The organism is Mucilaginibacter segetis, from assembly GCF_016522075.1.
Classification (GTDB): Bacteria; Bacteroidota; Bacteroidia; order Sphingobacteriales; family Sphingobacteriaceae; genus Mucilaginibacter; species Mucilaginibacter segetis.
In genome coordinates, this window is sequence record NZ_JAEHFW010000002.1 from 466,894 (window position 1) to 492,417 (window position 25,524).

General features: G+C 37.8%; 23 protein-coding genes and 1 tRNA gene. 8 read left to right on the plus strand and 16 right to left on the minus strand.

All coding sequences use genetic code 11. From position 1 onward, the window contains the following. Positions 1-73, minus strand: a tRNA-Gly gene (locus I5M19_RS11740). A gap of 83 nt (positions 74-156) precedes the next feature. Here I5M19_RS11740 and I5M19_RS11745 point away from each other — a divergent pair. Next, positions 157-669: a gamma carbonic anhydrase family protein gene (locus I5M19_RS11745; RefSeq protein WP_200066522.1), complete on the plus strand. Its 513-nt coding sequence runs from the start codon at positions 157-159 to the stop codon at positions 667-669. Here the strand turns inward: I5M19_RS11745 and I5M19_RS11750 are convergent. The 5 genes from I5M19_RS11750 to I5M19_RS11770 form a co-directional block, all read right to left on the minus strand. Then, complete coding sequence (locus tag I5M19_RS11750; RefSeq protein ID WP_200066523.1) at positions 659-2,218, minus strand: Ig-like domain-containing protein; 1,560 nt, start codon at positions 2,216-2,218, stop codon at positions 659-661. The genes I5M19_RS11745 and I5M19_RS11750 overlap by 11 nt on opposite strands. 197 nt (positions 2,219-2,415) lie before the next feature. Further along, the gene (mnmG, locus tag I5M19_RS11755; RefSeq protein ID WP_200066928.1) at positions 2,416-4,278 is read right to left on the minus strand and encodes a tRNA uridine-5-carboxymethylaminomethyl(34) synthesis enzyme MnmG; all 1,863 of its coding nucleotides are present in this window, start codon (positions 4,276-4,278) and stop codon (positions 2,416-2,418) included. A gap of 39 nt (positions 4,279-4,317) precedes the next feature. Continuing rightward, complete coding sequence (locus I5M19_RS11760) at positions 4,318-4,563, minus strand: CBU_0592 family membrane protein (protein ID WP_200066524.1); 246 nt, start codon at positions 4,561-4,563, stop codon at positions 4,318-4,320. Next, positions 4,564-6,420 (minus strand): ABC-F family ATP-binding cassette domain-containing protein, encoded by a 1,857-nt coding sequence (locus I5M19_RS11765; protein WP_200066525.1) that lies wholly within the window; start codon positions 6,418-6,420, stop codon positions 4,564-4,566. After that, positions 6,420-7,073: an NAD(P)H-binding protein gene (locus I5M19_RS11770; RefSeq protein WP_200066526.1), complete on the minus strand. Its 654-nt coding sequence runs from the start codon at positions 7,071-7,073 to the stop codon at positions 6,420-6,422. Before I5M19_RS11770 ends, I5M19_RS11765 begins: the two co-directional genes overlap by 1 nt. A 251-nt stretch (positions 7,074-7,324) precedes the next feature. On the opposite strand from I5M19_RS11770, the gene I5M19_RS11775 reads away from it, so the two are divergent. From I5M19_RS11775 to I5M19_RS11785, 3 genes are read left to right on the plus strand one after another with little or no spacing between them, the layout of a single operon-like run. Next, positions 7,325-8,101 carry an MlaE family ABC transporter permease gene (locus I5M19_RS11775; protein ID WP_200066527.1) on the plus strand — a complete coding sequence of 259 codons (777 nt, stop codon included), beginning with the start codon at positions 7,325-7,327 and terminating at the stop codon, positions 8,099-8,101. A 1-nt stretch (position 8,102) separates the two neighbouring features. Beyond that, the gene (locus tag I5M19_RS11780) at positions 8,103-8,882 is read left to right on the plus strand and encodes an ABC transporter ATP-binding protein (RefSeq protein ID WP_200066528.1); all 780 of its coding nucleotides are present in this window, start codon (positions 8,103-8,105) and stop codon (positions 8,880-8,882) included. Beyond that, positions 8,879-9,631, plus strand: coding sequence for an MlaD family protein (locus tag I5M19_RS11785; RefSeq protein WP_200066529.1), 753 nt, complete (start codon positions 8,879-8,881; stop codon positions 9,629-9,631). Before I5M19_RS11780 ends, I5M19_RS11785 begins: the two co-directional genes overlap by 4 nt. 54 nt (positions 9,632-9,685) lie before the next feature. On the opposite strand, the gene I5M19_RS11790 is transcribed toward I5M19_RS11785, so the two are convergent. Beyond that, positions 9,686-11,131: a DNA/RNA non-specific endonuclease gene (locus tag I5M19_RS11790; protein ID WP_200066530.1), complete on the minus strand. Its 1,446-nt coding sequence runs from the start codon at positions 11,129-11,131 to the stop codon at positions 9,686-9,688. A 197-nt stretch (positions 11,132-11,328) separates the two neighbouring features. Between I5M19_RS11790 and thiL the strand changes: the two genes are divergently transcribed. Beyond that, entirely contained in the window at positions 11,329-12,372 is a 1,044-nt protein-coding gene (gene thiL / locus I5M19_RS11795) for a thiamine-phosphate kinase (protein ID WP_200066531.1), read from the plus strand. 35 nt (positions 12,373-12,407) lie between these two features. On the opposite strand, the gene rmuC is transcribed toward thiL, so the two are convergent. From rmuC to I5M19_RS11820, 5 genes are all read right to left on the minus strand, one after another. Continuing rightward, on the minus strand, positions 12,408-13,739 hold the full coding sequence (rmuC, locus tag I5M19_RS11800; RefSeq protein ID WP_200066532.1) for a DNA recombination protein RmuC: 1,332 nt from the start codon (positions 13,737-13,739) through the stop codon (positions 12,408-12,410). 150 nt (positions 13,740-13,889) lie between these two features. Next, a complete protein-coding gene (locus tag I5M19_RS11805) occupies positions 13,890-15,182 on the minus strand; it encodes a tetratricopeptide repeat protein (RefSeq protein ID WP_200066533.1) in 1,293 nt (430 codons plus the stop codon). Positions 15,183-15,263: 81 nt separating this feature from the next. Further along, a complete protein-coding gene (locus I5M19_RS11810) occupies positions 15,264-15,734 on the minus strand; it encodes a gliding motility lipoprotein GldH (protein ID WP_200066534.1) in 471 nt (156 codons plus the stop codon). Next, complete coding sequence (locus I5M19_RS11815; protein ID WP_200066535.1) at positions 15,734-17,035, minus strand: PSP1 domain-containing protein; 1,302 nt, start codon at positions 17,033-17,035, stop codon at positions 15,734-15,736. The genes I5M19_RS11810 and I5M19_RS11815 overlap by 1 nt, the downstream gene beginning before the upstream one ends. A gap of 2 nt (positions 17,036-17,037) precedes the next feature. Further along, positions 17,038-18,183, minus strand: a complete 1,146-nt coding sequence (locus I5M19_RS11820; protein ID WP_200066536.1) for a DNA polymerase III subunit — start codon at positions 18,181-18,183, stop codon at positions 17,038-17,040. 130 nt (positions 18,184-18,313) lie between these two features. On the opposite strand from I5M19_RS11820, the gene ruvX reads away from it, so the two are divergent. Beyond that, entirely contained in the window at positions 18,314-18,721 is a 408-nt protein-coding gene (gene ruvX / locus I5M19_RS11825; protein WP_200066537.1) for a Holliday junction resolvase RuvX, read from the plus strand. Between the two features lie 88 nt (positions 18,722-18,809). Here ruvX and I5M19_RS11830 read toward each other — a convergent pair whose 3' ends face one another. Genes I5M19_RS11830 through I5M19_RS11845 form a run of 4 tightly spaced genes read right to left on the minus strand, consistent with a single transcriptional unit; the run spans position 18,810 to position 23,549 of the window. Continuing rightward, the gene (locus tag I5M19_RS11830) at positions 18,810-19,325 is read right to left on the minus strand and encodes a glutathione peroxidase (protein ID WP_200066538.1); all 516 of its coding nucleotides are present in this window, start codon (positions 19,323-19,325) and stop codon (positions 18,810-18,812) included. Positions 19,326-19,364: 39 nt separating this feature from the next. Then, the gene (gene ybeY, locus I5M19_RS11835; protein ID WP_200066539.1) at positions 19,365-19,796 is read right to left on the minus strand and encodes an rRNA maturation RNase YbeY; all 432 of its coding nucleotides are present in this window, start codon (positions 19,794-19,796) and stop codon (positions 19,365-19,367) included. Next, complete coding sequence (locus I5M19_RS11840) at positions 19,796-20,218, minus strand: ATP-binding protein (protein WP_200066929.1); 423 nt, start codon at positions 20,216-20,218, stop codon at positions 19,796-19,798. The genes ybeY and I5M19_RS11840 overlap by 1 nt, the downstream gene beginning before the upstream one ends. 1 nt (position 20,219) lies before the next feature. Beyond that, positions 20,220-23,549: a DUF4175 family protein gene (locus I5M19_RS11845; protein ID WP_200066540.1), complete on the minus strand. Its 3,330-nt coding sequence runs from the start codon at positions 23,547-23,549 to the stop codon at positions 20,220-20,222. 182 nt (positions 23,550-23,731) lie between these two features. Here I5M19_RS11845 and I5M19_RS11850 point away from each other — a divergent pair, with 182 nt between their 5' ends. Both I5M19_RS11850 and I5M19_RS11855 read left to right on the plus strand, forming a co-directional pair. Further along, positions 23,732-24,166 (plus strand): MarR family winged helix-turn-helix transcriptional regulator, encoded by a 435-nt coding sequence (locus I5M19_RS11850; protein ID WP_200066541.1) that lies wholly within the window; start codon positions 23,732-23,734, stop codon positions 24,164-24,166. A 37-nt stretch (positions 24,167-24,203) separates the two neighbouring features. Then, positions 24,204-25,463 (plus strand): MFS transporter, encoded by a 1,260-nt coding sequence (locus I5M19_RS11855; protein WP_200066542.1) that lies wholly within the window; start codon positions 24,204-24,206, stop codon positions 25,461-25,463. Positions 25,464-25,524 lie beyond the last annotated feature (61 nt).

Below are 25,524 nucleotides of genomic sequence, written 5' to 3' on the forward strand. Positions count from 1 at the left end.
AGCGGAAAACGGGATTCGAACCCGCGGCCTTCAGTTTGGGAAACTGATGCTCTACCGGCTGAGCTATTTCCGCTTATATCGTGCTCAAACATAAATAAAATTAAGATAAATTTTTAAAAGCTTTTATCTTTAAGCATTCAACTTTAAGCATCTGCTATGCCTGTTATACTTCCGGTTAAAGATAAAAGCCCGCTATGGGGCGAGGATTGTTTCATTGCTGAAAATGCTACCATTGTGGGCGATGTAGTAATGGGTAATAACTGTTCGGTGTGGTTCAACGCGGTTATACGTGGTGATGTACATTATATTAAAATTGGTGATAATACCAATATTCAGGATAATGCTTGTATACATGCTACTTATTTAAGGTCGCCAACAAATATAGGCAGTAATGTTTCTATAGGTCATAATGCTATTGTACATGGCTGTACACTTCACGATCATGTTTTAATAGGTATGGGTGCTATAGTAATGGATAATGCGGTTGTACAGGCGTACGTTATAATAGGGGCCGGATCTGTAGTTCTGGAGAATACTGTTTGTGAATCAGGTTATCTTTACGCAGGTACACCTGCTAAAAAGATAAAAGCGATAACTATGGAACAAAGGCAGATGCTTGATAAACTTCCGCAAAATTACATAATGTATTCTGGCTGGTTTAAGGATTAGCTTCTTTAGGGATGTCCAAATTTTCTTCGGCATCCCAATTGGGCCTCAAGGAAATAACCTTGTCGCTTATCCAGATATTTTCCGGTTGTGTTTGCGAGGCTACATTTCCACTATCCCAGCGTCCATTTTTATTATCATCATAAATAACTCTTACACGGTATTTATCAGTGAGATAATTACGGTAAATTATATTCCCGCTTTTGGTGATTATATCGCTTCTTAAGGTTTTACCCTGTTCCGTAAGGAACTCAACAATATAGTTTTTTGCAGTATCAGGTACAGTTACTTTTAATGTTAGCACACTATAATTTTCGGGCTTGTCAACAACAAATCTGATACCTGTTTTTTTGTTTTTATCGCCATAAATATCTGTAAATGCTCCTTTATCTAAAACTAATTCATATCGACTATTTGCTCGCCACCGATGTTTTAAAAAGTATCCTCTAACACTACTCGTATCTTTTTGAATATTCAGATCATTTACCGGTACAGAGTCTTGTGTTAAGGAGATTAAGCTGGAATTATAATTTTCAATGGGAATAGTTGCAATTATATTTAGATCCGTATTAGGTTTTAATTTACCATCTCTGCTCAGATTATAGAGAAATTGGAGCGTGCGTTTATATGTTTCATTTTTGCCTTTTAATAAATAGGCGGTATCCAAAGGCTTATTGTTGTCAAAAAAGGCTACACTTAGGGAATCGAAATCCAAGTTTCGCAAATAAACGGAAGCGCTGTCTTTACTTTTAGAGAAATCAACTAATTTATCTTTATCTAAACCTTGGGGATAGAGTATTTTAATAGATGGATTAAAAAGTTGTTTATTAAAAACAAGATTAATTCTTCCTTCCGTATCGAATCTTTTTTCTATTACTCTAAACTTCTCGGGGATCTGTTTAAATAAAGTAAGCCGAATGTTGGATATATCCTTGTCTACAATAATGGTGTCTTTTAAAAATGCTATAAGTTCATTGTCGTTATCAAATATTTTATTTGGACTGGCTTCTTTAAGTGCGTATATTTTATATGATCCCTCATGTAAATTATTTAAAGAGAAATTACCAGAAGTATCCGTTGCTGTATAAATGCTTGGTTTCTTTTTGCCGAATATAGAAGTATCCTGGCTTAATGGCAAAAGCATAACAGTAACATCTTTCTCTTTTTTTTGTGTTAAGGAATTGATAACATTTCCTGATATACTTAAAGAGTCGATATGATTGCCAGTCGAAAAAACATATGTAAAATTTTTTAGTACGTTACTTTCATTTACATCAGCGATAGCTTTTCCAAAGTTGATTACATATGTAGTGTTTTTTGAAAGCGTGTCTGTAAATTTAATATTGAGTGTTTTTTTCTTGATGTTATATTCCGGCAGTTTTTCCTGGGACGGACTGATGCTTATTTCCTGGTAGGCATTAGTTAATTTAAAATATTCGTCAAATTCCAGATTGATCTCTTTTGCCGAGAAATTTCTTGTCATGTTGGGCGGGTCTGCCTTCAATAATTTTGGTGGTGTAAGATCTCTTGGGCCACCTTGCGGTTTTTGCATAGCTGCACAACCAAAAAGCATTAAAGCAATACTAAATAGCAATGTAAAATGAGATAAAAAAGGCGATTTTGAATTTAGCATTGTTTTTATGCGTTCTGAGCTACTTTTGGTTTTTGACGATATGTTTATTGAAAATCGTAAAAAAATCTGTTATAATTAATATTATTATAAACCACTGATTGTTAATACTTTATATGCTATCTTGATACATGAACCATTAAAACGGATACGTCTGACGGAGAAACACCCGAAATTCGAGATGCCTGGCCAAGTGTTCTCGGTTTTATACGCATCAATTTTTCACGAGCCTCTTTTGAAAGGGAAATCAGTTGATGGTAATCAAATTCAGGATTAATTTCTTTATCCTCCATTTTTTTCATGCGCTCAACAATTTCCATTTCTTTTATAAAATAACTCTCATATTTAATTTTTATTTCAGCCTGCTCAATTGTTTCTTTATCATATGCTGCTAATTTATCTTGTAAAGCAGGATCAATTTTTTTAAGATCGTTAAAACCTATTTGAGGTCTGGTTAATAGGTTAAATAATTTAGCACTTTGATTAATAGCACTCGTTCCTAAACCCAGAAGTAGATTATTAACAGCAGATGGGTCTACGCTTTTACTGCGTGTAAAAGCAACTATATGGTCAGAATTTTTAATTTTATTATTTACCTTATCTATACGTTCCTGGCTTATTAAACCCAGCTTATAACCCATTGGGCTTAAACGAATGTCCGCGTTATCCTGTCGTAATAGTAAACGGTGCTCCGCTCTTGAGGTAAACATACGATATGGTTCTTCGGTCCCTTTAGTTACTAAGTCATCTATTAGCACACCTATATATGATTCAGATCGTTTTAAGATCAATTCATGTTTATCATTTATTTTTTGATGCGCATTAATGCCAGCTATAAAACCTTGAGAAGCCGCTTCTTCGTAACCCGTTGTTCCATTTATTTGTCCCGCAAAGTATAAATTGCTTATCCGTTTTGTTTCGAGTGTTAAGCTTAATTGAGTAGGCGGGAAGTAATCATACTCGATAGCATACCCGGGGCGAAACATTTTTGCGCTCTCGAACCCTAGTATTTGGGTAAGGGCTTTGTATTGTACATCTTCAGGCAATGAAGTGGAAAAGCCATTCACATAGATTTCAACAGTATTCCAACCTTCCGGTTCAACAAATATTTGGTGACGATCGCGCTCAGCGAATCTATTGATTTTATCCTCTATGGATGGGCAATACCTTGGACCTAAACCTTTAATTCTTCCGGTGAACATAGGTGATTTCTCAAAACCTTCTTTTAAAGTTTCATGTACGGCGCTATTAGTATAAGTGATCCAACAGCAACGCTGATCTGCAGCTAATTCAACATCTGTATAGGAGAATCGACCTCTTTCTTCGTCGCCCCATTGTTCTTCCATCAGTGCATAGTTCAAGCTGCGTCCATCTACACGTGGAGGGGTGCCGGTTTTCATTCTACCAGAATCAAAACCTAACTCCACTAACTGTTCAGTTAAACCAGTTGCTGCTTTTTCGCCTGTTCTCCCTCCGCCAAATCGTTTCTCGCCTATATGTATGATACCGTTAAGGAATGTCCCATTAGTAAGTACTACTGCATCGGCCTCTATTTCAATCCCTATAGATGTTTTTACTCCAGCTATGGTATTTCCCTTTACCAATAGGGATGTAACTGTATCCTGCCAGAAATCAACATTTGGTGTTTTTTCTAAGGCTATTCGCCATTCTTCAGCGAAGCGCATCCTGTCGCTTTGCGCCCTGGGGCTCCACATGGCAGGCCCCTTTGAGCGGTTAAGCATTCTAAACTGTAAGGATGTTTTATCTGTTATGATGCCTGAATATCCACCAAGCGCATCTATTTCGCGTACTATTTGGCCTTTAGCCACGCCACCCATAGCCGGATTACAGCTCATTTGAGCAATAGTGCCCATATTCATGGTTATTAATAAAACCGATGAGCCTAAATTAGCTGCCGCAGCCGCCGCCTCGCAACCCGCATGGCCGGCGCCAACTACTATTACATTGTATTTTTTAAACATATAATCTCCATGTTCCACGTGGAACATTTCTCTTTGTTATTAAACAGATGTTCCACGTGGAACTTTAAAAAAAGAAAACAGGGCAAATGCTGCCCAAATGCTTTCTAAAACAACAAAAGGGTAAAAACTTATCATAAAGGAAGACAGGCCGCATAAGCCCGCTCCAATAAAATTCATTCCGCTATACCAGCGGCTTTGTGTCGATAATTTCTTATATAAATTCAACAGAAAAGCAATTAGTAGTATAATTACACCAGTTGATGCTATGATGTCTGACAGGCTCATTTATGCTTCTTTTAATTCAATTAATTCTAACCACCGTGTTGATTTAGTATTAATATGGTCGTTTATTTCAGTGATTTTGTTAGTTAAGGAAATTAACAAATCAGGGTTTATATTAACTGTGTCTAGTTTCTTCGTGATGTTTTTTAACTCAGATTCCAGTGCTTCAATTTCTTGTTCAACAGATTCCAACTCCTTTTCTTCTTTATAACTTAAGCCGGCTTTTTTAACTGGTTCTGATACTTTAATTGGAGAGCTTTTCTTTTGCTGTTTACTTTCTTCCAATTCCATACGATAAGATGAATAATTACCATTAAATATTTTAACATGACCGTCCGGCTCCATTATAAATAGTTGATCGGTCATCTTGTCGAGCAGATACCTGTCGTGAGATACCATTATTAATATGCCCGGATAATTTCCTAAAAATTCTTCTAAAACATTTAATGTATCAATATCTAAATCGTTTGTTGGCTCATCCAATATTAAAAAGTTAGGGTTTTTCATCAGGATGCTCATCAAATGAAGTCGCTTTTTTTCGCCACCGCTTAATTTTGAAATCAAACCATATTGCTTATTTGGCGGGAAAAGAAATAATGTAAGCAGGGCTGATGCAGATATAGTTTTTCCGTCCGCCATGGTAATGAATTCCGCCACATTTTTTACGATGTCAATAACGCGCTCGTTTTCCTGAAAGCTGATGCCTGATTGGTTAAAATAACCGATAACGGTTGTTTCTCCTTTTATGATCTCGCCGTTATCTGGCTCTAATTGTCCAGTGATCAGGTTTAAAAGTGTTGATTTTCCGCTTCCGTTTTTGCCGGCTAAGCCAATTCTGTCGCCTTTTTTGAAGATATAACTAAAGTTATTTATATATGTGTTGCCATTAAAGGCTTTACTTATACCGTGCATCTCCATTATTTTATTGCCTTGTCTTGCCGTTTTAACGCTAAGCTCTACATTTTGCTTGGGGCCATTATTTTTGGTCTTGGCTTCCAGATCATAAAAAGCGTCAATGCGCGATTTCGATTTAGTGCCCCTGGCTTTTGGTTGCCTGCGCATCCATTCCAATTCTTTACGCAACAAATTGGTGTTTTTTTGCAATGTTGCTTCTTCAGAAACTTCGCGTTCAGCCTTCTTTTCCAGATAATAGCCATAGTTACCCGCATAAGGGATGATCTTGCCCCGGTCTATTTCTAATATCTCGTTACATACATTGTCAAGAAAATACCTGTCATGGGTAACCATCAATATCGTTTTTGATCCTTCCGTTAAAAGTTTTTCCAACCATTCTATCGTATCAATATCAAGGTGATTGGTTGGTTCATCCAATATATAAAGTTCAGGATCTTCAATTAATAACTTGGCTAATGCTAAGCGTTTTTTTTGTCCTCCGGAGAGTGTGTTAATATTTTGATTAAGGTGATGAATATCCAGACGTCCTAAAATGGTTTTAATTTTATATTCATACTCCCATGCATCAATTTCACTCATCTCCTCCATTATCTGGTTAAGGGCATTCATATTCTCCGGATCGTTTTCCAACAGTTCCTCATAGCGGCGTATTAATTGCTGCTGGATGTTATCGGCATGAAAAATATAATCACTTATAGTAACGGCGTTCTTAAAAAAAGGATCTTGCTCCAGGTATCCTACATTAAGATCACGGCTTTGCGCCACGTTACCTTCCGTTGGCTTTAATGAGCCTGATAAAATTTTTAACAAAGTAGACTTACCCGCTCCGTTTATACCCACCAATGCTACCCTCCTGCCCCGGTTAATACCAATGGACAAGTTTTTAAACAGCCAATTATCATGATACGAATGGCCTAAATTTTCGGCCGATATAAATGTGCTCACTAAATTTTTTTTATTTTATCTGATGTATAAGTAAATATTCCAGGGGTGCTGTCTAATGACTTTTTATACATCGCATTTGCAACTGTAAGTGCAGGAATGCTTCTGTATTTTTTTAAGCCGCCTAAAAGTAAAGGATTAACAAATTTCATAATTGCAGTGGCTATTTTTTCTGTCGCTCTGTATTCTTTCCTGTCTCCTGTTAATAAAGAAGGTTGATATATATGTAAACTTTTAACCCCTGTGGTTTTTATAGCGTTCTCAGTTTCGCCTTTTATTTGGGTATAAAAATTACCCGAGCTTGCATCTGCACCGATGGCAGAAACTAAATGATATTGCTCAACGCCATTTTTTACAGCCAATTTTGCCAACTCCAAAGGGTAAGAATAATCTATCTTTTTGTATTCCTGCAGATTTGGCGTTTTTTTTCGTGTAGTTCCCAGGCAACAAAACAAAGCATGCCCTTTTATTTCTTTCGAGTGTTTAAAAAGATCATTAAAATCCACTACAAGCTGAGTCAATTTTTCATGCTTGATTTCTAACTCACTTCTTACCAAAAGCAATATCTCTACGTATTCTCTACTGGTTAGCAATGTTTCCAGCAAATTGCCACCAATAAGCCCGCTTGCGCCCACTATAATCCCTTTATATGCCATTGATGGTCAGTTTAAAATGCAAAAATACATATAATAAAAAATATAGCTGTAAATAGTATCAGCGTAATGGATAATGTTGCACACAATCAGCTGTAGAGTGTCACTTTTCGTTTATAATATATTGATAATCAACACTATAAAAATAATTGCACTCTCGAACAAAACTAATGAACTAATGTTCATTGTAATATTACAATCAGTTCACAACAGATTAGGCTGATAGTGATAAAATCAATTATATACTGACGCTTATGGCAGAACAGATTGTTACAGGCTATAAAAAATGGCTTGAAAATATTGGTGAACAAGGAGTTTTTTTTACACGCTTTGTAGGGAATGTTTTTAATGGAAGTTTCGAATGGTCAGAGTTTGTGCGACAATGTTACGAAATTGGCTATAGGTCGTTAATGCTCGTGGGTATTACAGCGTTTATTATGGGCATGGTTCTTATTTTGCAACTAAGGCCGTCTTTATTAGAATTAGGTGCAGAAAGCATGCTTCCCCGAACATTGTCTATTTCTCTGATTCGCGAGATAGGACCGGTTATTACAGCAATTATTTGCGCTGGCAAAATAGCTTCAAGCATTGGTGCAGAGTTAGGAAGTATGAAGGTTACCGAACAAATAGATGCTATGGAGGTTTCAGGAGCCAATCCGATACAGTATCTGGTTGTAACCCGTATACTGGCTACCAGCTTTATGGTGCCCCTACTGGCACTTACAGGCGATGCTATAGGCTTATTAGGGGGGTATTTGGCGCTAACTTTTACAGACAGTATTTCATTTTCACTTTACTTCCATAAATGCATAGCTGCGCTCGACTTTACCGATTTTATACCGGCGTTTATTAAGACCATATTTTTTGGATTCGCAATTGGCTTTGTAGGATGTTATAAAGGATATCATTCTGATAAAGGCACCGAAAGCGTAGGGCTTGCCGCAAATTCTGCGGTAGTCACCGCGTCACTATGGATATTTGTTATTGATGCTATTGCCGTTCAGATCACCAGCTTATTATTTTACAGATAGCATGGAAACCTTTATTAATAATAACGGAGAAAATGGCGCAATGGAAGACATTGTAGTTGAGATCAGCCATATTAAAAAAGCGTTCGGAGTTAACGAAGTGCTTAAAGATATTAGTGTTTGTGTTAAAAGAAGTGAGAACGTTGTAGTACTGGGTAAATCAGGACAGGGCAAATCAGTTACTATACAATGTATAGTCGGACTTTTAACGCCAGATGAAGGATCTGTTAAAGTTTTTGGTAAAGAGGTTAGTGAAATGTCTGATGCAGAATTAAAGGATTTGCGTACAAAAGTTGGATTTCTGTTTCAAAGCGGGGCACTATACGACTCCATGACCGTTAGGGAAAACCTGGAATTTCCTTTAACAAGAGTATTAAAAATAAAAGATCAAAAAGAAATAGATAAACGAGTGGAAGAGGTGTTAGACGGAGTTGGCTTGTTAGACGCTGTTGATAAGCTGCCCTGCGATCTCTCGGGCGGAATGCGTAAACGGGTTGGCCTTGCACGCACAATGATCGTAAAGCCTGAAATAATGCTTTATGATGAACCTACCACAGGCCTTGACCCTATTACATCCAGAGAAATTAGTGAACTCATATTGCATATGCAAAAACGATATAAAACCACCTCCATTATCATAACACACGATATGGAGTGCGCAAAAATAACAGCCGACAGGGTGCTCATAATGAATGATGGAATGTATATAGCCGAAGGGTCATTTGATGAGCTAAAAAACTCTGAGGATATTAAAATAAAAGCATTTTTTAACGAAACAACATGAAAACAACATCATCACAGAAAATAAAGATCGGACTTTTTACCTTAGCAGGATTGCTCATCTTACTGTTAGCAATTTTTTTTATAGGTAATCAAAAAAGTCTTTTCAACTCAACCTTTAGGGTATACGGTACATTTAATAATGTAAGTGGTCTTCAAGTTGGCAATAACGTAAGATTTGCAGGAATTAACGTAGGGGTAGTTGATGCCATAAATATTGTTAATGACAGCTCAGTAAGGGTTGATTTGACATTGAATACTTCTGTTCAAAAATTTATTAAGACGGACTCCAAGCTAAGTATAGGCAGCGATGGCCTGATGGGAGATAAACTGGTAATTATTGCACCGGGAGGTATAACCAGTACGCAACAAGTAAAAGAAAATGGAGAGTTGGTAACCATTAATCCGGTTGATGTAGATAAGATAATTGGCAAATTAACCAAGGTAGCAGATAATGCGGAGTCGCTTACTGCGAACCTTTCTGAAATAGTAGCTAAAATAAACAACGGGAAGGGAAGCATTGGCCGTTTACTTAATAACGATAAAATTGCTAAAGATCTGGAAGGGACGGTAAAACAAGCCCAAACAACCATTAAGGGAGTACATAGTACTACGGCTACTTTAAACGAGGACTTAAAGGCAGCTCAACATAATTTTTTACTTCGCGGGTTTTTTAAGAAAAAAGAAAAGGCACGCCGGGATTCGATAAAAAAGGCACACGAAGCCATACAAAAGGCAAAAGCTAAAAATTAAAAAAAGCAGGGATAAGAACGTTATAGTTCCTGTCCCTGCTACATATTATAGATATTATAAATTATCTTTTTTTGTTTCTATAGCGTCCTGAATATTTTGTGGCAGGCTCGAAAGAAAATTATATCCGGTAGCAGTCTCTATATCTCGAACAGTTACCCTGTATTGTTTCCAGTCTGAGTTAATATTATTAACGTTTGGAGTATTTACAGCAATAACCCTTGTTGAAGAAGTTACCCTGTTTAAATCAGCATCTCCTTTATTTTCTATAACAGCTATTTTCCAAACATTGCTTGGTACGGTTACATGGTTATTATTTATTTTATTAGCTGTACCATTAGATCCGGTACCGCCTACACCGTAGCTGCCCATAATAATGTAAACCTCGTTGCCGGCAACAACCTGCTCACGCAAATAGTTCTCCAGATTGGCCCAGGTTTGCTGATTGTTTTGCGGTGCTTGTGGTATCATATTTGTCATCAAAAATGTTGCTGAATTAGCATTAGTTGAGCTTGTTCTGTCAGCAGAAGGGCAATTGTGTCCCCTGTCAAAACCAGAACCAGAATAACTGTTGCTCTGCACTTCGTAAAAACCTGAAGGTAAACCATTAAATCCGGCAAAATTATCAAGTCTTGATGTTGCATTGGTGATGTTGGTTGCATCTAAATGCCAGCTCACCCAGTTCGGGGTTCCTCGGGTACTGCTATATGATTCTACATAATATTTTTGATCAATAAGATAATTATCGCTCATAACAATTGCCGCTTGAGCTCCTGAAGGATTACCCAACAACAAATTGCTATTGTCCCCGGTCTCAGGCGGAGCATCGGCACCTGCAGTAACTCCTCTGTCAGCTGCGGGAGTTCCCGTGGAGCCGCCGGAGTTCCCTGTTGTATCGCTGCCATTATCCGGAGAACCTACAACAATACCAGGATCACCAGTACCCTTAAAGGTTATATCATCAATATTGATACGGGTAGTAGCAGTTTTTTGAATTCGGAAACGAACCTTTTCTGTTGTAGTAACCTTAAATGAATCAATAGTCAGTGTGGTGTTGTTTTCGGTAATGTCCGATCCTATTTGCGTAAAAGTTGTACCACCATCTGTAGACATTAGCAATTGCCAAGTAGAACTGGCGTCATTGCCATATTTAGCGTGTTTAATATTTATTTGTTTTACTCCATTTATATCAAAATTCATGGTAATATCGCCGTTACGTAAGCGAACCGATTTGTTCCCATCCTTAACATCGGCAGCAAGATTACCTAATAAGGCATCGTTAAAACTCCATACGCCTGTATTTAATTGTACATCGGCTTTTGCATAGGCGGTTTTTGAGCCCGACTCAAAATCTTCAGTAATAGCATAGGGTTGCGGTGCAGGAGGCGTAATAACAGTGGTGTCTCCGGTAGGAGGTGTAGGAGTTATAGGATTGTTGTCTTTTTTACAGCTTGCTACAATTAGTACAAGCGACAAATAAATAAGTACTTTTCTTAAATTCATGTATCTGTTTTTTTGAAAGCAAAAATACTGCTTTTGTATTAACTAAATATTAAATAGATATAGTTTAACTAAATTTTTACATCGAATATTAAATAACTTAAATGCTTGCATAACAGAGATATACACAGGCCTATCAAAATACTATGACCTATTTAGTTTTGCTTTCGTATTTTTGCAGGATAATTTAAAAGAATATAATGTTTGAAAACCAGGAGAAAACAGCCATAGAAAAATTAGGAGAGTTTGGTTTAATAAACCACCTTACCAAAAACATTAAACATACCCAAAAAAGCACATTAAAGGGTGTGGGAGATGATGCTGCTGTGCTTGATTATACCAACAAAAAAGTACTGGTATCTACTGATATGCTGTTGGAGGGCATTCATTTTGATTTGGCTTACACCCCTCTTAAACACTTAGGCTATAAAGCGGTACAAGTTAATTTGAGTGATATATATGCCATGAATGGTATTGCCACGCAGGTAACTGTATCGGTAGGTTTGTCGAGCCGTTTTCCTCTGGAGGCTATTGAAGAATTGTATGAAGGAATTTACCTGGCGTGCTCTAATTACAATGTGGATGTTATAGGTGGTGATACCACAGCATCAAAACAAGGGCTTGTTATTAGTGTAACAGCTTTAGGTTATGCTGATGAGCAGGATGTTGTATATCGTAATACAGCCGAAGAAGGGGACTTGATATGTGTATCCGGCGACTTGGGCGGCGCATACACCGGCCTGCAGTTGCTGGAACGTGAGAAACTGGTTTACATGGAAAATCCGAACATTCAACCCGACCTGGAAGGCAAAGATTATATTGTAGAGCGACAATTAAAACCCGAAGCACGTAAAGATATTATTGATTTGCTAAAAGAAATGGATGTAAAGCCCACAGCTATGATAGATGTATCTGATGGGTTGGCATCGGAACTGCTGCACATTTGCAAACAGAGTAACAAAGGCTGTAATTTATACGAAGAGAAAATACCTATTGACCCCATGACGTATGAAACTGCACGTGAGTTTAACCTTGATCCAACGGTTTGCGCGTTAAGCGGTGGAGAAGATTACGAGCTGTTGTTCACTGTTAAACAAGCGGAATATGACAAGATCAAGTTTAAAATGGATTTTACCATTATTGGTTATATTACAGAACCCAATGCCGGGTGTAACCTGATAACTAAATCCGGCAATGTGCATCCGCTTAAAGCACAGGGTTGGAATGCTTTTAAAGCGGAATAAACAGAAATAATAAGTGAGGATTAATATCTTTGGGATTATTCCTCACTTATATACTTATTATCGATCTGTTTATTAGCCTTGGCACCTAATTTCTTTATTTTTTCGGCGGTAATCGTGAGATTCCCTCTGCCATCAGTGAGCTTATTTAGTGCCTTGTCGTAATTATCCTGTGTTTGTTTGATGTTTTTGCCAATGCCTTCCATATCGCCGACAAAACCTACAAACTTATCATACATATCGCCACTTAAACGTGCTATCTCCAATACATTACGATTTTGGCGTTCCTGTTTCCAGATGCTGGCTATAGTGCGTAGCGTAGCTAATAAGGTTGATGGACTTACAATTACCACCCGTTTATCCCAGGCATCACTAAACAGGTCGGCATCAAGTTGTACGGCAAAACTGAATGAGGATTCTATCGGTACAAATAGCAGTACAAAATCAGGGGAATTTATCTCGTGCAGCGCGTGATAATTTTTTGACGATAAACCAAGCACATGGTTACGAATAGATTCAATATGAGCTTTAGAGAATAATTTACGCTCTTCTTCAGTTTCGCAGTTAACCAGCTTTTCGTAAGCTATAAGCGACACCTTTGAATCTATTATCAGGTGTTTATCGTCAGGCAGATCAATAATAACATCAGGCTGTAATCTTCCTCCCTCCAAAGCATTGAAGCTCGCCTGTACCCGGTACTCGCGGTCTCTGATCAAACCCGAGCGTTCTAACACCTTTTCCAGTATCACCTCGCCCCAGTTACCCTGCTTTTTATTGTCGCCCTTAAGTGCTTTAGTCAGGTTTGACGCCTCAGTGCTTATCAGTTTATTCAGGTCCATCAACTGGGTAATTACACCCTTCAGTGTATTTCGTTCGGCTGCTTCCATATTATAAACCTTGTCTACCTTGTCCTCAAAAGCTTTTATATTCTCTTTAAGCGGATTCAGTATCGTATCTATACTCAGTTTATTTACATCGGTAAACTCTCGCGATTTTTCTTTCAGCAATTTCTCTGCAATGTTCTCGAACTCACGCTGGAAATATACGCGGGTTTGTTCGATCTCTGCTTTTTGCTCAATAAGCTTTTCCTGCTGCGCCTTAAAAAATGACCGCGACGATTCTAAGGATTGATTGGCCTGAGCGAGTTGTGAGCGTTCGTAAATTAACTCATCAAGCAGCCGGTTTTTTTCTTGGCTTAAGCTATCGGCCCGTTGCTCTGCTTTGGCCAGGTTTATTTTTAAAGCGTCAGTTTCAATCTTCAATGCTTCAAGTTCGGCCATTGATATGCCTTTTACAGGTTTTTTGAAGATGGTAAATACAAGAGCTAAAACAGCAATAACACCTACAATAACTAAAACAACACTTTCCATAATGATAAAAATATTAGCAAAACTAATATATAAATTATGTTTTGCTCTAATATGAGCTGTGCTTTATAAATGACCGATGGCGCCCATAAAGGAAACATAATGCATGGCACCTATCTGTTTGATAAGAAGTCTTTTAGGAAGTAAAACCGTTTATTTACAAAATTTTTCCAGGTTTTCAGCCGCACTTTGATCTCCTAATTCAGCCCCCTTTTTAAAATCTGCGCAAGATCCGCTATCGTCATGTAGTAAATGTTTGGCAAACCCTCGGTTATTATAAGTATTGCCATCGTTAGGGTCAAGTATTATCGCCTGATCGTAGTCTTTAATAGCACCTACATAATCATCCAATAAACGCTTTGCCACACCTCTGTTATTAAAAGCATTTACATATTTAGCGTCCATATTAATAACGAGCGTATAATCTTCAATGGCATTTTTATAATCCTCTAAACTTAGCTTGGTGTTTCCTCGTTTAAAATAACCATCAGGGTCTTTGGGTTTTAGCTTTATATATTTTTCATAACAATCTAAAGCCTCTATAAAATTATTAAGCTTATCGTATGCCAACCCTTTGTTATAATATGACGGAGTGTATTTCGGATTTATAGCGATATTTTTATTTGCATCTTCAATGGCTCCTTCATAATCCTCAATGTCGTATTTTGCTATTCCCCTGTTATTATAGGCATCCAAAAAATTGGGGTCTAGTTTTATCGCTATGGAATAGTCGGCAATAGCCCCATTATAATCTTGTAAATAACGTTTTGCATCACCACGACTATAATAGCCATCAGCATACGCAGAATCTAAATGAATGGCCTTCGTAAAATCTTCGATAGCTCCTTTATAGTCTTCGATTAAAATTTTAGTAAGCCCTTTATTATAATGAGGCCTGAAATTTTGGGGATTAAGTGCTATGGCTTTGTCATATTCTGCCAATGCTCCGCTGTAATCCATAAGGCGTTTTTTAGTTATTCCTAATTCATTATAAAAATCCTCATCTGTCGGATCAATGGCTACCGCCCTTGTATAATCCTCAATGGCACCCTTATAATCTTCCGTTATGCGTTTTACTAATCCGCGGTTATAGTAAGCCGCAGAACTGTTCGGTTTAAAAACAAGATATTGGGTGTAATCTTTTATGGCTCCGGTATAATCTTCTAATGCCTGTTTAGTGCGGCCTCTTTCTAAATAAGCTCCGTAATATTTGGCATCCAGGATTATTACTTTATTTAAATCTAATAACGCACCCTGGTAATTGTTCAGGCCAAATTTTGCACATGCCCGTTTGTAATAAGCATCTGCATCATTCGGGGTTTTTGCTATTGCCCGGGTATAATACTTAACGGTGCTTACATATTTTACGCTATCAGTATTAAGTTTGTTTGATTGGGCTTTTGCCAGCAATGGCAAAAATAGTGTGATAAGTATTAACTTTTTCATTCCAAGAAAAGAAGTTGGTTTAGAATACCAATATAAATATTTTACCCAAAACAAAAGGGAATGATCTTTTATAAAGATTGATTACTTCATTTTTTCAACCCTTAATCCTATATCGCTCACTTCGTGAAGCGGGTTGTCGCGCATGTTTTGTTCTACCTCGAAATGATAAACCCCTGTAGCTGGAAATTTATGGCCTATAAGTAATGGTAGTTGATAGCTGTATAAGTTACCGCTACCGCTGCCCAACCATTCCCCATCGGGAGATGCAAGCTTAAACTCATGCCGGGTTTTAACGGTAGAGTTATTAACACCCGATTCAAAAAACAACACAAAAATGTTAGAGTATTTATAACCGCCTGTAACTCTCAAGTTAAAATAGATATTATAGGGAATACTCGGATCGTCAATTTTTACATTATACCTAACCCGGTTAACATAAGCCCAGTTATGATTAGGAACAGGTTTGTTTTGGTCAAATACCGATAATGGATCGGTGCAACTTTGTACAAGCACAATTATTACAATGATCCATATAGATTTAAAGCGATACATTATTCCTGGTTATTCTTATTGTTGTTATCGCGATTTTGATTGGTACGGTGAGGCCTGTGACGCCTGTTTCTGTTGTTGCGGGGCTTCGCGTTTTCGTTCTTTACATTCGTATCTGATTCTACTGATGGTTTCGCTTGCTGAGGCTGTGTATGATTATTTGTACCTGAACCTGATTTTTTATTCCGGTTCTTGCTTTTTTTCTTATTACGGTTGCGCTCATCAAGTCGGGTTAAACTATCCTGACCTACTACATTTTCATAATCAAGCACTTTTGCCGGCTTGGTCTCAATTTCCAAAATCTCTCCGAGATCTGGAGGAATAACGCCATCGCGGTTCAATTTTTGAATTTCCTTTACCCTATCAATATGCAGAGGAACCCAGGCATCCTCTCGAGGATAGCTAAACCACATCATTTTCTTGAAGATATCCGTTTTTTGTAAACGCGCGTCACCCTTCTCTGTTCTGAGGGTATTTACATTATCCGGAATATGCTTTAAAGCATCCATATAAGTGTCTAATTCGTAATTAAGACAACATTTTAATTTCCCGCATTGCCCGGCAAGTTTAAGGGTGTTCAATGAAAGGTTTTGATATCGCGCAGCTGAGGTAGAAACGGTTTTAAAATCGGTAAGCCAGGTAGAACAGCAAAGTTCGCGTCCGCAAGAACCAATGCCTCCTAAACGGCTTGCTTCCTGCCGCATCCCTATCTGCCGCATTTCAATGCGGATACGAAATGCTTCAGCCATTTTTTTAATTAGTTCCCTGAAATCCACCCGACCTTCTGCCGTATAATAAAAAGTAGCCTTAGTTTTATCTCCCTGATAATCCACGTCACTTATTTTCATGCTCAGGTTAAGTTCCAGTGCCAGTGTGCGTGATTTGTGCATGGTTTCCCACTCCAGATCTTTTGCCATCTTCCATTTATCTACATCGGCAGGTGTAGCCCGTCGATATATCTTTTTTACAACGTCGGCTTCCTTAACGTGGCGTTTAACCATTTGCATCCTAACTAACTCACCGGTTATAGAAACGTGGCCTATATCATACCCGCCGGTGGTAGTTTCAACCGCTACTAAATCACCTGTTTCTAGATAGATATTATCATTATTATGATAAAACTCCTTACGCGAGCCTTTAAATTTTACCTCTACAATTGAAAAAGGCTTATAATTGTTAGGCATATCCATATGCGATAGCCAATCGTAAACATCTAATTTGCTGCAACCATTTGTAAGGCATGAGCCATTACTTTTGCAGCCTGCGGGCGAACATCCGCCCGTTGAGCAACTTCCGCATCCCATAATTAATTCGGTATATAATGATTCCCCGTGGGGATAGTTTTTAAGTTTAATATTTTAATAATCTGCAAAGATACGTCTAAAAACAAGATTTTAGGGTTAGCATTGCGTTCAATATGATAATGAGCTTTTTCCAACTCTTCAACAATAGCCTGTGCTTTTGGTATATTCATTACCGAGGCCATTTTTTTTGCAGTATCAAGCTCTCGTTCCGGCAGATGTACCATGGTGATTGCGTCGGCAAGTATTAAACAACACTCACGTATAAAATTAGTTCCGTAACGTAAAAAGTTCTTTTGATTCTCACGTCCCATTTTTGCAGTTTGTTCAACAAACGTTAATACATCCAGCCCCTTATTAGCAAAACAAAAACGCAGCCATTGCACAAATAACGCATGGTAGCTTTTGGCATCGTGCTGTAGCATGCGCAATGCATCTGTTAAATTGCCATTGCTTAGATAAGCTATTTCAGCAGCTGCAGTTTCGGTTTGGTGATGGCGGGTTATAAGGTAATCTTTTATATCGTTATAGGCAAGCGTTGGCACTTTTATCAATTGGGTTCGCGATAAGATCGTATTTAATATCTGATCCTGATTTTGAGCTACTAAAATAAAAAGTGTATTAGGCTGGGGTTCCTCAATAACTTTTAAAAGTGCATTCCCCTCTTTATCCAGATATTCCGGCAGCCAAAGAATAAGTACCTTGTATTTTGATTCAAAAGGTTTAAAACTTAGTTTTTTAATAATTTGGTGGCATTCCGCAATGTTTATATTGGCTTGTTTGTTTTCCGCATCCAAATAACCACGCCAAATGTCCAGGTTTATATAAGGGTTGGCTATAAAAGCTTCGCGCCATTGTTCAATAAAAGTTAAGGCGGTATCGTCTTTGTGCTTTGCAAAAAACGGATAAGAGAAATGTAGATCGGGATGCATCAGCTTTTGATATTTACGGCATGATGAACAAACCCCGCAAGAGTCATCGGGTTGCTTATCTTCACAAGATAAATATTGCGCGTAGGCAACAGCAAGCGGCAAACTGCCCGAACCCTCAGGTCCTAACAAAAGCTGGGCATGGCTCACACGATTTTCGTTGACCGCCTTTATCAGCTGGCGCTTTAAGGTATCCTGTCCAATTATTTCCTTAAACTGCATTGGTGCAAAATAAGAAATAGATTTTAGATGTGAGATATTAGATTTGAGCGGTTAATTGGTTTACCTATCTTTGATACATGTTTACATTTATGCCACGGTATTTGATTTTCCTGTTTAAAAACTGCCTGTTATGAGAATAATGGCTTTTGATTATGGTACCAAGCGCATCGGCATTGCGGTAACCGATCCTATGCAAATTATTGCAACCGGACTTGATACGGTACATCCGTTAAAAATCATAGATTATTTAAAAAAATATGTGCTTACAAATCCGGTAGAAAGATTTATAGTAGGCGAACCTAAACAAATGAATAACATGCCATCACAATCTGCAATACATGTAAAAGGGTTTGTAAATTTACTTAAAAAAACTTTTCCGGATATACCAGTCCAAATGTTGGATGAGCGCTTTACCTCTAAAATGGCGTCTGCAACTATTGCGCAAAGCGGTATGAACAGAAAGGCAAGACAAAACAAAGAACTGGTTGATACCATATCTGCCGTTATTTTATTACAAAACTGGATGGAGTATAAATAGGTACATCTTTTTGTAAACATAGATTGATGAAAAATAAAGGCCGCAAGAAATATGACATTTCTTGCGACCTTTATTTTATTATGATACCTTATAAAGCGCTTGTAATACGTGGATCTAAAGGAGTTACCTGTGAACGGTAACGATGTATCAGGTTGCCATTTTCATCTATCAGGAATTTTTCGAAGTTCCATTTAATTTCACCGGTAAAGTCGGGATTTGAAGCTTCGGTAAGATATTTAAATAACGGATCAATATCATCACCTTTAACGCTCACCTTTGAACTTAGCGGGAATGTAACGCCATAGTTTTTTTCGCAAAAAGTTTTAATTTCTGTATTGGCGCCCGGTTCCTGGCTGCCAAAGTTATTGGCAGGGAAACCTATAACCACAACCTTGTCTTTATATTCATCTGCAAGTTTTTGTAATTCGGCATATTGCGGAGTAAAACCACATTTTGATGCAGTGTTTACGATCAGTAATTTTTTTCCCTTGTATTTGGCAAGCGAGAATGGTTTGCCATCTATTGTTTTTAGTTTGAACTGGTATACTGTAGATGGAGCTGATGTAACAAACAGCAACGATAATATTAAAGCTAACGTTTTCATGGTTTTAATAAATTGAATATGAATAATTTGTGAGTAAAATTAGCCAATAAAATTTCTTGTCGCCAAATAAAAATCTTCTTTAAATGTCATTTTTTTCTTGTCCGCGGGAGTTTTGTCTTTATAACCCAACAGATGCAATGTACCATGTATCATTACGCGGTGTAATTCCTGAACTTCAGTGACATTAAATTTTACAGCGTTTTCGCGAATTCGCTCAACGGAGATGAATATGTCGCCGGTAATTTCTTTTCCTTGAGCGGAATTATCAAAGGTGATGATATCTGTATACGTATTGTGATCCAGGTATTGTTGATTTATGGACAATAAATATTCGTCCGAGCAAAAAATGTAATTAAGCTCTTTCAACCTATAACCTTCGGCCAAAATAGTCTCAGTTATCCATTTACGGATAGCCTGTTTGTTTTTCAGCGAATAGTTAACGTCTTCTTCAAAAAAGTTTATAGAGGGCATTATATCTTAAAGTGAAGCTCAACCTCATTGCCTTTTGCATTGAATATGCATTGATCGGCAAGATGTTTTATTATAAATACGCCGCGACCTGTAAGTTTTTCCAGCATATCGGGAGCTGTAGGATCTGGTAAATCTGCATAATTAAAGCCCTCGCCCCCATCAGTAATGGTCCAGACAATACGCTTAGTATCAATTTCGGCATTTACAATAACCAGTTTGTTTTCATCAAATTTATTGCCGTGTACAATGGCATTTATTACGGCTTCATTAAGGCATGTCATCATATTGGCAAAGGTGTCTTCACTTACCTGATATTTATCAGCTATTTCTTCTATTAAATTTTCAAGCAGAGTAATGCTTTCGTGTTTTGATGGAAGCTGTAAGGTATACAATTGTCCTGCCTGAACATTCGCCTGTTCCATATCAATTTGCATTAAGTTGATCAAAATATACTTTAATTTTTTTCCTGTAATACAAATTTAGCGCCGATGGGACTGTTTTTATCTGTTCTGTTTGCTTTGCCTTTATCTGCTCGTAATCCTGCAAAGCTTTTATATAACCGGGTGGTATTTCCGTTCCGGCTTTGCTTTCTCTCTTTGAGTCCTGATCTCGTTGCTGCTCGGCCTTTTCGGCCTCCAACAGCCTTGTTTGAATTTGCTGTTGGCGCTTAAGCGCGTCATCTGTAATTTTCCTGTTTACGAGATCTTTCTCAGTTTGTTCCATTTGTTTTGAAATTTTATCCAAATCTCCCAATCCACCTGTTCCATCTTTGTTTTGTTCACGATTAATCTGCTGTAAAGTTTCCCGTATCAATTGCTGTTCCCTTGCCATTTTGGCCAGTTGTTCGCTCATACCCTGTTCACTTTGCTGCCCGTTTTTACCTGTTGAGGGGTTCCCTTGCAGTTGCATTTGTTCGCGAACTTTTTGCATGTTTTTGTTTAGCTGCTGTTGCATCTGGCTCAATTGCGAAATAGATGGGTTCCCCTTTTTGCCTTTTCCTCCCTTACTTTTATTCATCATTTTTTGCAACTGATCCAGCGCTTCGCTTAACATAAGTGCTAAATTGTTCATTGATGTCATGGCGTATTGCTGATTGCGATTTGCTTCAAATGTTTTACGTTCGCCAAGGCGGTTTAATGCTTCGTCAATATGGTCGTTAATACTTGTTATTTCCTTGTTAACGGTCGATTGTATTTGTGGCAATCTTTTACTCAATGAATATAAGCTATCTTCGGCGGTTTTTAGATTATCTTTTATATCTTTTTGGTTTTGGGCCAAAGTAACATAAGCGGGGTCAGACGGACTGGTATTTTTGAGCGATTGCATTGTTTTTTCCTGATCAAAAGAGCTGTTTACTAACGACTTTAACAATTCACGCAATTGCCGGGCATTAACAGCATTTCCGGTTTCTTCTCCCTCCGTTTCGTTATCCTCCAGCTTTTGTGCGAGTTGTTTCATCTGTTTGGCTGCTTTTTCTTGTGCGGCAGAGGCTTGCTTGCGATTATTTTTTGTAAGTTGTTCAACGCTTTCATTCATTTGCTCATCAATGGCCTTTTTCTCGTTTTCAGGATTTTCAAAATTTTGTTTATTGCCATTTTCCTCATTTGACTTTTGCAGGTTATTCAGCTGGCCCTTAATATCTTGAAAATTCTCGTTTAGCTTTTGTTGTTGTTGCAGGTCGGCGGCGTTATCCCCCTCTTTTTTTGTTTTTTCTGACAGTTTTTGCTGTTCGTCCGCCATTTGGGTTAGCTGATTTACTGTTTGATTTAATTTTTGTTCAAATTCAAGTTTTTTATAAAGTTCCAGCATCCGATCAAGTTCGCGTTTTAATGATTTATTATCCGTTTGCATTTTTGACAGTTCATCACGGGTATCATCTTTTTGATCTTGTTGTAAAAGCTTTTGCAATTTATCAAGCAATTGTTTGGTCCTGTCGTCCAATACATTATTGAAGAGCTTTTCAATTTGCTGCTGCATTTGGGTTAGCTGTTCGTTCTGCTGCTGATTTTCCTGACGGTTATACAAATTCTTTTTGTTATCCTTTTGAATGTCTTTTACCAGATCATTAAGATCGCGTCGTTTTTGAAGTAATTCTTCAATCTGCTTTTTTTCATCAAAACTAAGTGTGTTTTTATCCAGCAATGTTTGATTTAACTTTTGTGCATCACGTTCAACCTGCCCGGCAATTTTAATAGCCGATTGCATTTTTTGTTTTATTGCTTGTGTACCGGCATTCAATTGCTCTGCTAATTGACCGGCGTCGGGCATGGTTAAAGTGCGCTCTGGTGTTCTTGTGCTTTTTGGTCCCGCTATTCCATCATTATCAGTTACTTCAAAATAATAAATAACCTTGTCGCCTGGGGTTATGCCGAGTGCTTTAAGATCCCAAAAGTAAAAGAAAGCCGATGTTGTTGAAGAAAGATCAGCCTTAACCTGTTTTGTAAATTTTTTTTCCTGGTTGCCATTCCCCATTATATAATGAAATGTCAGGGACGTGAATCCGTGATCGTCCTGTATTTTCCCGTTAAAGTAAATAGCCTTAAGACTTACAGAGTCCGGTTTTTCTTCGACGCCTATGTATGGTGAAGCATCAGCAATTATATTTATCCGGTACGATGCGGAATCAGCGGTTTTAACCTCGCCATTTTCAGGGCTTATAGTATAGTTGGTGTTATTTATTATCTTTTCGGCATGTTCAAAAACGTCTTTTTGCGACGGGATGATCTTTTGAACGCTGTGGTTAATATTAAATAAAAGCGTATTAGCGTTTTGGGTGTGAATTTTCCATTTTACAATTGTTCCGGCCGGTAATGTAAGATCGCCCGCATTGCTTATTACCTCGTCAGGCTTATGCAAATATTCTGGATATTTTAAGTCGGCATCGAAATGTAACACCACGGGGCGCAAGTTCACCTTAATTTGATAATCTGCGGAAGTAAACCCATTTCCAGTAAGTTTAAAGATTGTGTTTTGCTGCAGATTTGTAAACAAATACTTAAAACGTGTGATGTTCTCTTTATCTAACTTAAAAGTGTTGTTAGCCGTTATCAGATAAATATTGGCCGGAATTTTGTTTCCGGTTAGTTTGATCTGTAGATTAAGATCATCGCCCTGCACTGCTGACAACGTTTTATTTAGTACTTGAAACTGAAACGGGGCAACCGGAGCAAAATAATCGTTATGGTGGATAAGTCGTTTGGTACTTTCTGTCAACACCGACGGTGCAGCCAAAGCTATAATGCAAATAACAGCAACCGGTGGAATAACATATTTAAGATATTTACTGTTTTCGCGGAGATTAATTGCCGAAGGAAAACTCACCGGTTTAAGTTCATCTATTTTTTGAGTTATACTAGCCTCTATCAATTCACGATGTTCTGCATTCCCCAATGTTTGTTTTTTTAGTTGGAGCGTATTGAGTAATTTATCATTAACATCATTAAAGTGCTTGCCTATTATTTGTGCAGCCTGATCATGAGTAAGCGTTTTACCAAGTCGAAAACGTGCGAGCAATGGTGGTAATACCAACCATGCTACCAATGCCAGATTCAGAATAATAAAGAAATAAAATAATATGCTGCGTAGAAGTGTATTAAAATTCCCAAAGTATTCACTAAGGGTTATCACTACATACGCCGAAAATAATCCTGCGCCCAAAAACAGCAATCCGCGCAGCAAATTGTTGTAATGATATTTGCGAATAAAAGTGTTGATCTTCGCAATCAGCAAGTCGTAGTTTTCAGACGAGGTCATATTAATGCTAAGCTTCCAACATATGGAATTAAACGAAAATAACTATTAATTAATGTGTGCGGAAATTTGTTTGTATATAAAAATAATATTTGGCCACTTATGATTAATGATATAAAAATGATACTTAGAAAAATAAACAATTGTATTTTTGTAAGGCAAACTTATAAGGTTAACTTATTAAAATGAGCGAAATTAAAAATGAACAATTGGCATCTGATTTAAGGACTGTGACCACCCGGCTTATAAAGAAACTACGTAAGAAATCGGCTACAGGAAGCCAGCTGTCGCTTACCGAGCGCTCAACCATGTCTCTGCTTTACAAAGGCGAATATCTGCCAAGCGAACTTGCAGCAATGGAGAAGATTACTAATCAATCGATGTCTCAAATTCTAAGTCATTTATTGGAGTTGGGATATATTACGCGTACAGCATCTATAACCGATAAACGAAAGGTACTGATCTCGTTATCTGCAGAGGGCGAAAAGACGTTGTTAAGAGTTAGAAGCGAAAGGGATGAGTGGATAAAAAAGGCTGTGGCAGAAACCTGTGATGCCGAAGAACAAGAGTTATTAAGGAAAGCAATAATTACATTAACGAAACTTGTTGATTTTGATTGACCCTAAGGTTTTGCAGTTGATAACAGGGTTATTATAAATGAATATAAATACATTTAAGGCTTTAAAAAGTCGCAATTACAGATTATATCTTACCGGCCAGTCTATATCACTTATAGGTACCTGGATGCAGAAAACAGCCGTTAGCTGGGTAATATATGAACTTACCCACTCTACCTTTATGCTGGGGTTAACCTTGTTCGCTACAATGTTTCCGTCATTTTTATTCTCATTGATCGGGGGTGTTGTTTCTGACAGGTATAACAGGTTCAAAGTTTTATTAGGCACGCAAATAGCGTCGATGATACAGGCGGTGCTATTGGCAACGCTTATACTTTTAAAGCACTATGCCGTTTGGGAAATACTTTCGCTTAGTGTGGTTTTAGGGATCATAAACGCATTTGACGTACCGGCGCGTCAATCGTTAGTCGCCGAAATGGTTGATGATAAAGAGCATTTGCCCAATGCGTTGGCCCTAAACTCTTCTATGGTAAATCTTTCGAGACTGATTGGACCGGGAATAGCGGGCTTGGTTTTGGAAACCCTTGGTGATGGTGTTTGCTTTGCATTGAATGCGGCAAGTTTTATTGCAGTTATAGGCTCGTTGCTCATGATGCGGCTGCCTAAGTATGAAGCAAAAATCCACACCAAAAATGTTTTCGAAGAATTAAGGGAAGGAATGGCGTATCTAAAAAGAACCCCGTCAATATCATTTGTATTACTAATGCTGGCGCTTATTAGCTTATTTGTACTGCCCTTCAGTACCCTTATACCATATTATGCCAAAGATGTTTTTAACGGAACAGCATCCACTTTTGGCGTTATTGACAGTTTTATAGGATTAGGCGCTTTTGCAGGTGCCATATTTTTAGCCTCAATTAAAGCGGGGCGTAATTTAAGGCAGATTTTATTTGTAAATACTTTGGTGTTCGGTACGGGGCTTATTCTGTTCTCGCATGAACATAATTATGTGCTGGCATTAGTTTTTGTTACCATAGCTGGCTTTGGTATGATGTCACAGATAACCATTAGCAATACGCTCATTCAAACGTCGGTAACACCTGAGATGCGGGGGCGTGTCATCAGCTATTATGCTATGGCTTTTTTTGGAATGCAGCCTTTGGGGGGGCTGCTGGTTGGGGCTCTTTCTAAATGGATAGGCACAACTAACACGCTTTTATTTGAAGGGTTTGCCGCATTGTTGATAGGATTGATGCATTGGATATTTCTGAGGAAATTAAAGCAAAAAGAAATCCGGAAAAAAGTGATTGACAGGAACGCCATGATACATGCCGTTTAGCTTTTCGGGATATTATCTTTCAAAAGATATTTACAATTTATGTGCTATAATTATATTTGCA